Genomic DNA, 13,004 nt, shown 5'->3' with positions numbered 1-13,004 from the left:
CCGCACAATGGCCTCGCTTTCTTCACTTTCAGGAGACACTCATGTCCCGATTCGCACTTCGCTCCAATTTGGCCGCTCTTGCATTTGTCGCCGCGACGGGCGGCTTGATGGCTGGCTCCGCCATGGCCGCGCCTGCGGCTCCCGCCGACGGCGGCCCGGCTTCCATGCAGCACCACGGCCCGCGCGGTGGCGAGTTCCACAAGGGAATGCGCGACGGCCTGTTCATCCCCGGCCTGGGTCCCGTGTCCAAGGCGCAGGTTGATCAACTGAAGCTGGACGAGAAACAGCAGGCGCTGTTCAAGACCGCGCAGGAAGGCCAGCGCGAGCTGCACAAGGCCATGCGCGAAGCTGGTGGCAAGCGCCATGACCTGTTGAAGACCCAACTCGACAGCGGCAAGCTCGACCCGCGCGCGCTGATGGCGCAGTCGGAGCAATCGCGCGATCAGTTCGGCACCGAGGCCAAGCAGGTCCGTGACCAGTGGCTGGCGGTGTGGGATAGCCTGAACGATACGCAACGCGCGCAAGTGACGAAGATCGTCAAGGATCGCGAAGCCAAGATGCAGGAACGCCACGCCAAGATGGAAGCCCGCCACGGCAAGGGCAAGGGCGGCATGCCGCCGCCTGAAGGTGCCGACGCTCCTCCGCCGCCGCCTTTGGCCAACTAAGCCGGCCAACTAAGCCGGCCGCCGTCCGCCGCCATCAAGGGGCGGACGCCTTGTCGATAACCCCGGACGCGTTCCCGCGTACCGGGGTTTTTGTTTGCCGCAGTTGCCCGCATCAGCCCGCGCGTTGAACCAGTTTGGCGCAGATTCCCCAAGTTGATGCACGACGTGACGCTGGTGTGGCGGGGCGCGCCCGTTTCTGGTGCGTGCCCCCCGGCGTCGTGTTTCGGAATGACTGCTTGTCACTCTGGCATCACCCCGCGCGCCACTCGCTTGTCACCCCGCTGAAACCTGGCACGGACATTGCTTCAGGAAGAATGAACCGGTAACCAACCGCTGCAAAGCCGGTCAGAGGGAGGCGGCATTGGCCGTCCTCCTCCTTCTCGTCAAATCCGATCAGGACTCCGCACCATGAAGAAGACGTTGCTAGCCTTGCCCTTTGCGCTTGCTGCTTGTTTCGCCTCGACGGCCCAGGCCGAACCCACCGACCTGGGAGCCGGTTTTTCGTTAAGCGGTAACGCGGCCATCGTCAGTGACTATCGCTTCCGCGGCTATTCACAAACCGATTTCCGTCCCGCCGTGCAGGTGGGCTTTGACTTGGCCCATAGTTCCGGCTTCTATCTGGGCAACTGGAACTCCAACGTTTCCGACTTCGTATTCACCGACGGCAACCTCGAAATGGATTTCTACGGCGGCTGGAAAGGCGACGTAGGCGGCGGATTCACCCTGGACGCCGGTGTGCTGCATTACTACTACCCGGGTTCCAGCTCTCCCAAGGGCGGCAACTACAACAACACCGACCTGTACCTGGGCGCGTCCTACGGCAACTACTCGTTGAAGTACTCCTACACGCCCAGCGACTTCTTCAGCACCCCGGACAGCAAAGGCACCTGGTACCTGGACGGCACGGCCACGTTCGACCTGGGCGACGGATGGGGCTTGTTGGGCCACCTGGGTTATCAAAAGCTGAAGAACCAATCCAACATGGACGGCGATTCCATCGGCCACTACGTCGATTACAAGGTTGGCGTCACCAAGGACCTGAAGGGCTGGGTGCTGGGCCTGGCCGCGGTGGGCGCCACCAAGGACAACTGGCTGCCCACCAAATACGGCCACCCGTCCGGCCGGATAGGCGCGGTGTTTTCCGTGGCGCGTGCGTTCTGATTTGAAATCCGTGGCGGCGCTGTAAAAGGCGCCGACGTTTGGGGAATTGAAGGAGACTGCCTGATGGGACAGTCCCCTTCAATTCCCCTTTTTTTATCCTGTCATGGGCACCAAAGCCCCCGCGCGACACGGCCTTCAATACGAACCGCGTTGCGCACATCGCAATAATTGCCTCTAATGGGCGCGCACAAGATGCGGCGGGGGACTTTCCGCGCATCAGCCTGGCCACTACTGTCGGCGGCCGGCGATTCAAGGAGCTTTGAGCGCAGTGACTATCGATTTCGAAGAAACAATCAAGCCGTTTTCCTGGATGGAGTACGAAGGCAACTTCTCGGTAAGCCTCAATGTCGGGGAATACAAGGAAGAGGTTTTTCGCCGCAGAAGGGAAGAGGGGTTTCTGGGCACGGGCTATGACTGGACGTCGTTGGCGCTGGTTTTTCTGAACGAGAAAACGCCCGAACTCGATGAGTTGATCGATTTCGATCCGGAAGCCGATACGTTCTGCGCCTATTCGTCCGATAGCGAAGCGCTCAAGACCTTCGCGCTGGCGTTCAAGGCCGCTTGCGAAGACAGGAAGCTGATTCAGGACCTGTTTTCCCGGGCTGAACTGGACTGATCGCGTTGCAATGATCGAAACCCGGTTATTGCGGCAGTTTGTCGCCGTGGCGGAAACCCTGCATTTCAATCGCGCGGCGCAGCGCCTGCACATGGCGCAGCCGCCGCTCAGCCAGGCCATTCGACGGCTTGAGGCCGAAATTGGCGCGCAGTTGTTCGAGCGCACCAATCGCAGCGTGGCCCTGACGGCGGCGGGCGAGGCATTCCTGCAGTCCGCGCGCCGCATCCTGGGTGAACTCGAAGACAGCGTGGCGCATACGCGGCGCGTGGCGCAAGGCATGGACGGCCATTTGACGCTGACGTTCATCAATATCGCGCCTTATGCGCCGCTGCTGCGTGCGTTGCGTGGTTTTCGCGATGCGAATCCGGCGGTCGCTTTCACCTTGCAAGAGGCGACCACGCACGAGCAAGTGCAGGCGCTGGAAGCAGGGCGCGCCGATATCGGTTTCATGCGTACACCCGGCGCCACCACGCCCAGCCTGCAATTCGAACGTCTGTTGCAAGAGCCTATCCAGGTTGCCTTGCCGGCCGGGCATCGCCTGGAAGGCGAAGCGGTGGTGGACTTGGCCGCGTTGAAAGACGAGCCGTTCGTGGGCTCGCCCCGCCGTTTGGGGCAAGGCTTTCACGATCAGCTCACCCAGCTTTGCCAAACGGCGGGCTTCGTGCCGAAAGTGGCGCAAGAGGCCCGCCAGTTGCAGACTGTGGCGGCCTTGGTGGCGGCGGGCTTCGGCGTGGCCTTGCTGCCCGCCTCGCTGGCCCGGGCCGGGGGCGACGACGTCGTGTTCCGCCCCATAGTCGTCGATGCGCCCGAGGCGCTGCGGCATGTGGAATTGCTGATGGCGTGGAATGCAGAGCGGGCCTCGCCCGTGCGGGATCGCTTGATCGACGCCGTTCGGCTGATCAAATAAGACGCTAGAAGTCTTATTTAGCGATAAATAAACTATTTTACGGCGCAATGTGGCGCTTCTAAGCTCGGCGGCTGTCTTTGCTGAGCTTTGAACGCCATGCCTATCGCTGTCTATCTTTTCTCCGTCTGCACCTTTGCATTCGGCCTATCCGAATTCGTGGTGGCCGGCCTGGTCTCGGCCATGGCCGATGGCCTGCACGCCAAGATCGAGGCGGTCGGCACGGCAATCGCCGCCTATGCCTTCGGCGCGGCCATCGGCGCGCCCCTGCTGACCGCCTTGGTTGCGCAGTGGCGCGACCGGCGCACCCTGGCATGGGCCATGGGGGTGCTGGCGGTGGGTAGCGTCCTGATGAGCCTGTCGGGCACGCTGCCGATGCTGCTGGGTCTGCGGTTTGCCGTGGGGCTGGCGCATGGCGTGTTCATGGCGGTGGCGTCCGACGCCGCCACGCGGCTGGTCGACGAGGCGCGCGCCGGACGCGCCGTGGCGGTGGTGTGGATCGGCCTGACCCTGGCGTTGGCGCTGGGCGTACCGCTGGGCACGTTTCTGGGCAGCGTCTGGTCATGGCGCGCGGTGTTCCTGGCGATTGGCGCGTTGGCCGTGCTGGGCTTGGCCGGCTTGCTGTGGTGCATGCCGCGCGACGCGGGCGCCGCTACGGCGGCGCAGGACAGGCCCGGCGCCATGGCTGCGCTGCGTGCCATCGCCCACCCGCAAATGCTGATGACGGCAGGGGTGGGAGCCTTGGTCAGCGTGGCGACCTTCTGCTTTTTCACCTTTATTTCGCCCTATTTGTTGCAGGTCACCGGCGTGGGCGTGCAGCGGCTGAGCACGGCGATGCTGTTGTTCGGGCTGTTTTCCATCGGCGGCAACCTGCTGGGCGGCTATCTGGTCGACAAGATGGACCCCGACCGCGCCGCATTGTTGGCGTTGACGGGGCTCTTTGCGACGCTGCTGGGCCTTTACCAGTGCCGCGCCTCGGGCTGGGCCGTGCTGGCGCTGGCGGGCGTGCTGGGACTGGTGTTCTTCTGCATCGTGACGGTGTTGACGCTGCGCTTGCTGAAACTGGCGCAACGCCACGTGCCGACTGCCACAGCGGTGGCCGCGGGGCTGAACATTGCCTCGTTCAACCTGGGCACGGCAGTGGGGGGCGGCTTGGGCAGCCTGACGATCGCGTGGTTGGGTTTATCGGCGCTGCCGCTGGTGGGCGCCGCCGCCGCGCTGGCCGCAATGGGGGCGCTGTGCCTGCAATCGTTGCGCTTGCGCCGCAGGCAGGCTGCATAACCTGGGCTTGCCGGCGGGCGGGGAGGCGGGGCGGTCCGGCCCCGTCAAAGACCATTTCCGGGAATGGGCGGAGTCCTTCTACAATCATGGGTTGCGTGTAATTCTGGACTGCGTGAGATGTCAGACGTTTTGAGTATCGAGTCCCTGGATCTGGAAGCCAGGGGAATCGCCCGCCGCGACGGGAAAGTGGTATTCGTGGAAGGCGCCTTGCCGGGCGAACGGGTCACCACCGTCACGCTGCGCCGCAAGCCGTCTTACGAGATTGCGCGCGTGGATGAGGTGCTGCGACCCTCGTCGCAGCGCGTCGTGCCGCGCTGCCCGCACTTTGGCGTCTGTGGGGGCTGTGCCATGCAGCACCTGGAACCCAGCACGCAGGTGGCTATCAAGCAACGTTCGCTGGAAGACACCTTCTGGCACGTCGGCAAGCTGCGTCCGGCGCTGGTGCTGCCGCCGTTGCAGGGCCCGACCTGGGGCTACCGCTACCGCGCTCGCCTGTCGGTGCGTGTGGTGCCGAAGAAGGGCGGGGTGCTGGTGGGCTTTCACGAGCGCAAGAGCAGCTATGTGGCCGACATGCGTGAATGCCACGTGCTGCCGCGCCACGTCAGCGACCTGCTGATGCCGCTGCGCGCCATGATCGGGGCCATGTCGGCGCCCGACCGCATGCCGCAGATTGAAGTGTCGCTGGGCGACGGCGTCACCGCCTTGGTGCTGCGCCATCTGCTGCCCTTGACCGATGGCGACATCGCCATCCTGCGCGCCTTCGCCGCCGAGCACAACGTGCAGTGGTGGTTGCAGTCGAAGGGCCCGGAAACCGTGCATCCGCTAGAGCCCGAGCACGCCGATGCCCTGTCGTACACGATGCCGGAATTCGGGCTGCGCATGCCGTATCGCCCCACCGATTTCACGCAGGTCAACCACGCCATCAACCGTTCGATGGTGTCGCGCGCGCTGAAGCTGCTTGACGTGCAGCCCACCGACCGTGTGGCCGATCTGTTCTGCGGCCTGGGCAACTTCACCTTGCCGCTGGCCACGCAGGGCCGCGAAGCGGTGGGCGTGGAAGGCAGCAAGGCCTTGACCGACCGCGCCTTCGACGCGGCGTCGCGCCATGGTCTGGGCGAACGCACCAGCTTCGCTACGCTAAACCTGTTCGAGGTTGACGCGCATTGGCTGCGCAGCCTGGGTTACTTCGACCGCATGTTGATCGACCCGCCGCGCGAAGGCGCGCACGCGGTGTCGCAAGCGCTGTCTGAACTGACGGTGGAAGAACGGCCGCGCCGCATCGTCTACGTGTCCTGTAACCCGGCAACGCTGGCGCGCGATGCCGCCATCCTGGTGCACGAAGGCGGCTTTGTGCTGAAGAGCGCGGGCGTGATCAACATGTTCCCGCACACGGGCCATGTGGAATCCATCGCCGTGTTTGAATCGCTGGATGCCGCCGGCGTGGCTGAGGTAAAGGAACGGGCTCGCCAGCGCGCCATCCAGGCCGAAGCCGACGCCATCGCGGCGGAAGAAGCCAAAGCCGCCGCCGCCGCTGAAAAGGCGGCCGCCAAGCAGGCCGCCACTGACGCCTACCATGCACGCGTCGCAGCCGAGGCGGCAGAGGCGGGCGAGGCCGCGGAGACGCCGTAACGTTGTCTTGGCGTGGGCCTTGGCGTGGGCCCTTGCGCAGACCGCTGCGCGGGCTTTCGCCCAGACCGCTGCGCGGGCCCTTGCCCAGGCCTCAGTGCGACCGGCCCAGGTTTTCCAAAATCGGGCAGTTGGGCCGGTCATCGCCATGGCAGTGCTGCGCCAGATGCTTGAGCGTCGCGGCCATGTCGCGCAGGGCTTCCGCCTTGCGCTCCAGTTCCTCTACATGCTCCAGCGCAATGCGCTTGACGTCGGCGCTGGCGCGGCTGCGGTCCTTCCACAAGGCCAGCAATTCGTTCATCTGCTCCACCGAAAACCCCAGATCCCGCGCGCGCCGCACGAAGCGCAGCGTGTGCAGGTCCTGGTCGGTGTAGACGCGATAGCCCGAGTCCGTGCGCGTCGCGGGGCCGATCAGGCCGATACTTTCGTAGTAGCGGATCATCTTGGCCGAAATGCCGGAGCTTTTTGCTGCTTCGCCGATATTCATGTTGAGGCTCCTGGAATCAGGCGTGGCCGGCATGCGGCCGGAACGCCTTCAAACGCAGCGCATTGCCCAGCACGAAGACGCTGGACAGGGCCATCGCGCCCGCCGCGAAAATGGGCGATAGCGACAGACCAAACGCGGGATACAAGGCGCCGGCCGCCAGCGGTATCAGCGCGGCGTTGTAGGCAAACGCCCAGAACAGGTTCTGGCGGATGTTTGCCAGCGTTGCGCGGCTGAGCGCGATGGCGTTGGGCACGCCGTGCAGGTCGTCGGCCATCAACACCACCGAGGCCGCTTCAATCGCAACGTCCGTGCCGGTACCGATCGCGATGCCGGTGTCGGCGGCGGCAAGCGCGGGCGCGTCGTTGATGCCATCGCCCACAAACGCCACCTTGCGGCCGCCTTCGCGCAGCGTGCTGATGGCTTGCACCTTGCCGTCCGGCAACACTTCCGCGCGCACTTCGTCGATACCCAATTGGCGCGCGACGGCCGCCGCCGTGTAACGGTTGTCGCCGGTGATCATGGCCGTCTTCAGGCCCTGCGCATGCAGCGCGGCGATCGCGGAAACGGCGGACGGCTTGATCGGGTCCGTCACCGCCATCATGGCGGCGGCCTGGCCGTCGATCGCCACGTAGATGGGCGTCTTACCTTCATTGCCCCAGTCCGTGGCACGCGCGCCGAATGCACTGACGTCGACGCCCCGTTCGGCCATCAGCCGCGCGGCTCCCGCCAACACGCTGCGGCCCGCCACGCGGGCTTCGACACCCGCGCCCGTGATGGCGGCAAAGCCCTCGGCCGGCAACAGCGCGAGCTTGCGTTCCTCGGCGGCAGCCACGATGGCCAGCGCAATGGGATGCTCGGACCGCGCTTGTACCGAAGCGACCCATTGCAGCACCTGCGGGCCGTCATGGCCGGCGGCGGGTTCCAGTTCGGTCAGCGTGGGCTTGCCGAGTGTCAGCGTGCCGGTCTTGTCAAACGCCACCACATTGACGTCGCGCAGGGTTTGCAAGGCGTCGCCCTGACGGAACAGCACGCCCATTTCAGCCGCGCGGCCCGTGCCCACCATGATGGACGTGGGCGTGGCCAGCCCCATGGCGCAAGGGCAGGCGATGATCAGCACAGCCACCGCGTTAACCAGCGCGTGCGACAGGGCGGGCGAGGGGCCGAAGAAGAACCAGACCATAAAAGTCAGCAGGGCGGCCGCCATCACGGCGGGCACGAACCAGGCGGTGACCTGGTCCACCAGCGCCTGGATGGGCAGGCGCGCGCCTTGGGCCGATTCCACCATGCGGATGATGCGGGCCAGCATCGTGTCGGCGCCGGTATGGGTGACGCGCAGCGTGAAGCTGCCCGAGGTGTTCAGGGTGCCGCCAGTGGCTTGCATGCCGGGCTGCTTTTCAACCGGCACGGGTTCGCCCGTAAGCATGGACTCGTCGACATACGAACTGCCTTCGATGACGTCGCCGTCCAGCGGGATTTTCTCGCCGGGGCGCACCAGCACGATGTCGCCCGTGTTGACCTTTTCGATCTCGACATCCACGGCCTGACCGTCGCGCATGACGCGCGCCGTGCGCGGCTGCAAGCCGATCAGGCGCTTGATGGCCGCGCCGGTCTTGCCCTTGGCGCGTGCTTCCAATGTGCGCCCCAGCAAGATCAAGGTAACGATGACGGCGGCGGCTTCAAAGTAGACGTTGCGCGCGGCCTCGGGCAGCCAGGTGGGCGCAAAGGTGGCCACCACCGAATACCCCCAGGCGGCGCCCGCGCCCAAGGCCACCAGCGAATTCATCTCGGGCGCGCGCCGCCATAGCGCGGTCAGCCCCTTGGTGAAGAATTGGCGGCCGGGCCAGACCAGGACGGCGGTGGTCAGCACGAATTGAAGCAGCCAACTGTTTTGCTGGCCGATGGTACCCAACACCCAATGGTGCAGGGCCGGAATCAAGTGCGATCCCATTTCCAGCACAAACACGGGCAAGGTCAGCACCAGCGCCACGGTGAACGCCCGTTGCAGGCGCTGCGCTTCGGCGTCGCGCGCTTGCGACTGGCGTTCAGCGTGGTCGTCTTGCGCGGCGATGGGGCGGGCCTCGTAGCCCATCTTGACCACGGCATCCACCAAGGCCTGGGGTTGGGCGGAATCCGGGTCGTAGGACACCAGCGCGCGCTCGGTGGCCAGGTTGACCTGGGCCTGGGCCACGCCGGGAACATGGGTCAGGGCCTTTTCCACGCGCTTCACGCACGACGCGCACGTCATGCCTTCAATGGCGAGTTCCAATTGGGTGGTTGAGGGGCTGGCAACGCTCATGGCGATTCTCGTGTTTGGGGGTGAGCTTGCAGTTTCATCCTTCCCATCGTGGGAAGGTCAAGGCGCAATTTTACGCTTGACCTTGACATGATGGGAATGTTTAAGCTGCGTGTCATGGCGGGTCAAATTCTGCATCCGCCAACGCTGATCTTGAGGAAAACAACCATGAGCATCGAATTCCAAGTCCCCGACATGACCTGCGGCCACTGCGTCAAGAGCATTACCAGCGCGGTAAACCAGGCCGTTCCCGGCGCCACGGTCGCTGCCGACGTGGCGTCGCACCGCGTCACGGTGACGGGCACGGATCAGGCCGATAAGGTCGAAGCCGCCATCCGCGAAGCGGGTTACGAGCCGGCCCGGGTGTAAGTTACGTCCGAAGATCGGAAGGCGGCTATGATAGATGCCGCTTTCCGAAATTCATATCTTCATTGTTAAAAGCTATTAATCAATTTAGTTTATTAAATTTGTTTTATCGATAGCCAGCGTTTATGATTCTTTCCATGGTGGTTAAACAAACCCCGCTACCCAAGGAGAGATTTGAATGCTGCAAAACCGCGAAGGCCAACGTGTTCCGAGCGTAACGTTCCCCGTCCGTGAGGACAACACGTGGAAGAAGGTCACAACCGACGATCTGTTCAAGAACAAGACGGTTGTCGTCTTCTCGCTTCCCGGCGCTTTCACGCCGACCTGCTCGTCCACCCACCTGCCGCGCTACAACGAACTGGCCCCCGCGTTCTTTGCCGCCGGCGTCGACAGCATCGTCTGCGTGTCGGTCAACGACACCTTCGTCATGAACGAATGGGCCAAGGACCAGGAATCGGCCAACATCACCTTGCTGCCCGACGGTAACGGCGCCTTCACGGAAGGCATGGGCATGCTCGTCGACAAGAGCGACCTGGGCTTCGGCAAGCGTAGCTGGCGCTATGCGATGCTGGTGAAGGACGGCGTCGTGCAGAAGATGTTCATCGAACCGGAAAAGGAAGGCGACCCGTTTGAAGTGTCGGACGCCGACACGATGCTGGCGCACATCGCGCCGACGGCCAAGAAGCCTGACCAGGTGGTCGTGTTCTCCAAGCCGGGCTGCCCGTTCTGCGTGGAAGCCAAGGCGCTGCTGGACGAAAAGGGCTATGCCCCGATCGAAATCCCGCTGGAAAACAAGGTCCGTGGCCGTGTGATCGGCGCGGTGTCCGGCAAGGGCACCGCTCCCCAGGTGTTCATCAATGGCGCGCTGATCGGCGGCCTGGAAGACCTGAAGGCGCATTTCGCCTAAAGGCTGGCGGCCGGGCAGGGGCAAGCCCCGCGCCCGGCCGGTGAAGTCAGGCGGTTGCAAGTTGACCGCCTGGTTTTTTCCGGCACGAGCTTCCCTTTTTACGCACCCTTAATGCATGCCTTATGCGGCCCTTTACCGGTGTCGCCGGACGGTGTTCGTCCCGAGGATGCGCAACAAGGCGGAACTCGCCTTTGAATTCTTCTTGCTACCCGCAACAGGGGAACCCACAGTCATGAAAACTCTGCATACCGATATCGCTGTCATCGGCGCCGGCACGGCCGGTCTGGCCGCTTATCGCGCCGCGAAAGCCGCGGGCAAGCGCGCGCTGATTATTGAAGGCGGCCCCTATGGCACCACTTGCGCCCGTGTCGGCTGCATGCCGTCCAAGCTGCTGATCGCCGCCGCCGAAGCCGCCCATAACGCGGCGCATACCGAAGCCTTTGGCGTACACGTCGGCGGCGAGATCACGGTGGATGGCGTCGAGGTGATGGACCGCGTCAAGCGCGAACGCGACCGCTTCGTGGGCTTCGTGCTTGAAGGCGTCGAGAACATTCCCGCTGAAGACAAGCTGCGCGGCTATGCGCGCTTTATCTCCGACACAGTGTTGCGAGTGGACGAGCACACGGAAGTGCATGCCTCGCGCGTGGTCATCGCAACCGGTTCACGGCCCTCGGTGCCGCCGCCGTTTCGTGCGCTGGGCGATCGCCTGGTGGTGAACGACGACGTTTTCGCCTGGGACGATCTGCCCCGCCGCGTGGCGGTGTTCGGACCTGGGGTGATCGGGTTGGAACTGGGCCAGGCGCTGGCGCGATTGGGCGTCGAGGTGCGCGTCTTCGGCGTCAGCGGTAGCCTGGGCGGCATCAGCGACCCGCAAGTGCGGCATAGCGCCCGCAAGATCTTCCAGCGCGAGTTCTATCTGGATCCGGACGCTCGCGTGCTGGAAACCACGCGGGTGGGTGACGAGGTGGAAGTGCGCTATATCACGCTGGACAACAGCGAGCGCATCGAACGCTTCGACTACGCGCTGGTCGCGACCGGCCGCCGCGCCAACGTGGACGGCCTGGGCCTGGAAAACACGTCGCTGGAACTGAACGTGCACGGCGTGCCGGTGTTCGATCGCGAAACGATGCAAGCCGGCGATTCCGCCATCTTCATCGCCGGAGACGCCAACGCCGACGCACCCTTGCTGCACGAGGCCGCGGACGAAGGCCGCATCGCCGGCGAAAACGCCGCGCGCTTTCCGGAACTTCGCAAGGGCCTGCGCCGCGCGCCGCTGGCCGTGGTGTTCTCCGACCCGCAGATTGCCTTGGCGGGCCAGGGCTACGGCCGCCTGATCCCCGGCACGTTTGTGGTGGGCGAAGTGGACTTCAGCGACCAGGGCCGTTCGCGGGTCATGCTGAAGAACAAGGGCATGCTGCACGTGTACGCCGACATTGCCTCGGGCCGCTTCCTTGGCGCCGAAATGGTCGGCCCTAGCGCCGAGCACATCGGCCATTTGCTGGCCTGGGCCGTACAGCAGGAGCTGACCGTGGCGCGCATGCTGGAAATGCCGTTCTACCACCCCGTCATCGAAGAGGGGCTGCGCACGGCGCTGCGCGACGCGGCCGCGAAACTCGCCGCCGCCCGCGAATCGCTGCGCAACGAGACGTCGGAACAAGAGACGGTTTAACCCGGGCAAGGGGGGGCGCTGGCCCCCCGCACCCAGGGGGGCTTCCGTAGTTTCGACCGCAGAGGCGGTTGCGCCGCCCCGATAAAAAATGGCCCGATCCATCAGGATCGGGCCATTGTCTTTGATGCGTGGCGCCCTTAGTCGTCCGACTGCTTCTTCGGCACCGGGAATGGGTTTTCGCGGTATTGCAGGGTGAAGCCGGCGCGTTCGTCCTCGCCAAGTTCGCGGGCGAGGTAGGGCATGGCCTGCTTCAAGCCTTCGTGCAGGGTCCACGGCGGGTTGATCAGGAACATGCCGCTGCCGTGCAGGCCGTAGCCGTCGATGGTGGCCTTCTTGACGGTCAGCGTGGCGTGCAGCCAGCTCTTGACCTTCAAGTTTTCAAAATGGCGCGCCATTTCGCTGGCCTCGCGGCGCTGCACCAGCGGGTACCAGATGGCGATGGTGCCGGTGGCGAAGCGCTTCACGCATTCCTTGACGGTAATCAGCGTGCGGCGGTAGTCGTGCTTGTCTTCGTACGACGGGTCGATCAGCACCATGCCCCGGCGCGTGGGCGGCGGAAGCAGGGCCTTCACGCCCTCGAAGCCGTCATCGCCGTAGATGGTGGTCTGGCGCTGCGCAGTGCGGCCCTGGTGTTCCAGGTTGACGACCAAGGTGTCGATCTCGGTCGGGTGCATTTCGAACAGGCGCAGGCGGTCGGACGGGCGCATCACGTCAAGCGCAAGCCACGGCGAACCGGGATAGCGCTTCAGGCGGCCATTGGTGTTGTAGTCGCGGATGCGTGCAACGTAGTCGGCCAACAGCGGGGGCAGATCCTTGGCATCCCACAGGCGGCCGATGCCGCCCTCGAATTCGGACGTCTTGTTGGCCCAGTCGCTCTCCAGGTTGTAGAGGCCGGCGCCGGCGTGGGTGTCCACGACCCAATAGGGCGCGTCTTTTTTGTTGAAGTAGTCCAGGGTGTGGACCAGGATGGCGTGCTTGAGCACGTCGGCGTGATTGCCGGCGTGGAAGGCGTGGCGGTAACTGAACACG

12 protein-coding genes are annotated in these 13,004 nt (G+C 64.5%); 9 read left to right on the top strand and 3 right to left on the bottom strand.

Annotation, left to right across the window (positions count from 1 at the left end; all coding sequences use genetic code 11):
- Positions 1 to 41: 41 nt before the first annotated feature.
- From M2361_RS08545 to rlmD, 6 genes are all read left to right on the top strand, one after another.
- Complete coding sequence (locus tag M2361_RS08545) at positions 42 to 665, top strand: hypothetical protein (protein ID WP_259247923.1); 624 nt, start codon at positions 42 to 44, stop codon at positions 663 to 665.
- A 408-nt stretch (positions 666 to 1,073) separates the two neighbouring features.
- Complete coding sequence (locus tag M2361_RS08540) at positions 1,074 to 1,826, top strand: TorF family putative porin (RefSeq protein ID WP_050446935.1); 753 nt, start codon at positions 1,074 to 1,076, stop codon at positions 1,824 to 1,826.
- Positions 1,827 to 2,094: 268 nt separating this feature from the next.
- Positions 2,095 to 2,442, top strand: a complete 348-nt coding sequence (locus tag M2361_RS08535) for an Imm51 family immunity protein (RefSeq protein ID WP_230695040.1) — start codon at positions 2,095 to 2,097, stop codon at positions 2,440 to 2,442.
- Between the two features lie 10 nt (positions 2,443 to 2,452).
- Entirely contained in the window at positions 2,453 to 3,349 is an 897-nt protein-coding gene (locus tag M2361_RS08530; RefSeq protein ID WP_259247912.1) for a LysR substrate-binding domain-containing protein, read from the top strand.
- 96 nt (positions 3,350 to 3,445) lie between these two features.
- The gene (locus M2361_RS08525) at positions 3,446 to 4,627 is read left to right on the top strand and encodes an MFS transporter (protein ID WP_259247911.1); all 1,182 of its coding nucleotides are present in this window, start codon (positions 3,446 to 3,448) and stop codon (positions 4,625 to 4,627) included.
- 117 nt (positions 4,628 to 4,744) lie between these two features.
- On the top strand, positions 4,745 to 6,256 hold the full coding sequence (rlmD, locus tag M2361_RS08520) for a 23S rRNA (uracil(1939)-C(5))-methyltransferase RlmD (RefSeq protein WP_259247909.1): 1,512 nt from the start codon (positions 4,745 to 4,747) through the stop codon (positions 6,254 to 6,256).
- A 91-nt stretch (positions 6,257 to 6,347) separates the two neighbouring features.
- On the opposite strand, the gene cueR is transcribed toward rlmD, so the two are convergent.
- Complete coding sequence (cueR, locus tag M2361_RS08515) at positions 6,348 to 6,740, bottom strand: Cu(I)-responsive transcriptional regulator (protein WP_100855927.1); 393 nt, start codon at positions 6,738 to 6,740, stop codon at positions 6,348 to 6,350.
- A 16-nt stretch (positions 6,741 to 6,756) separates the two neighbouring features.
- The gene (locus M2361_RS08510; RefSeq protein ID WP_259247894.1) at positions 6,757 to 9,036 is read right to left on the bottom strand and encodes a heavy metal translocating P-type ATPase; all 2,280 of its coding nucleotides are present in this window, start codon (positions 9,034 to 9,036) and stop codon (positions 6,757 to 6,759) included.
- Between the two features lie 165 nt (positions 9,037 to 9,201).
- On the opposite strand from M2361_RS08510, the gene M2361_RS08505 reads away from it, so the two are divergent.
- The 3 genes from M2361_RS08505 (at position 9,202) to M2361_RS08495 (ending at position 11,975) form a co-directional block, all read left to right on the top strand.
- Entirely contained in the window at positions 9,202 to 9,402 is a 201-nt protein-coding gene (locus M2361_RS08505; protein WP_050446927.1) for a heavy-metal-associated domain-containing protein, read from the top strand.
- A 175-nt stretch (positions 9,403 to 9,577) separates the two neighbouring features.
- Positions 9,578 to 10,306 (top strand): glutathione peroxidase, encoded by a 729-nt coding sequence (locus M2361_RS08500; RefSeq protein ID WP_259247890.1) that lies wholly within the window; start codon positions 9,578 to 9,580, stop codon positions 10,304 to 10,306.
- 232 nt (positions 10,307 to 10,538) lie between these two features.
- On the top strand, positions 10,539 to 11,975 hold the full coding sequence (locus M2361_RS08495) for a dihydrolipoyl dehydrogenase (RefSeq protein ID WP_259247888.1): 1,437 nt from the start codon (positions 10,539 to 10,541) through the stop codon (positions 11,973 to 11,975).
- Between the two features lie 137 nt (positions 11,976 to 12,112).
- On the opposite strand, the gene M2361_RS08490 is transcribed toward M2361_RS08495, so the two are convergent.
- Positions 12,113 to 13,003, bottom strand: coding sequence for a 23S rRNA (adenine(2030)-N(6))-methyltransferase RlmJ (locus M2361_RS08490; protein WP_100855921.1), 891 nt, complete (start codon positions 13,001 to 13,003; stop codon positions 12,113 to 12,115).
- Position 13,004 lies beyond the last annotated feature (1 nt).

The organism is Achromobacter sp. JUb104 (genome assembly GCF_024806975.1).
Taxonomy (GTDB): Bacteria; Pseudomonadota; Gammaproteobacteria; order Burkholderiales; family Burkholderiaceae_B; genus Achromobacter; species Achromobacter spanius.
The sequence above is the reverse complement of the archived record's forward strand: the minus strand, read 5'-3'. Positions and strand labels throughout refer to the sequence as shown.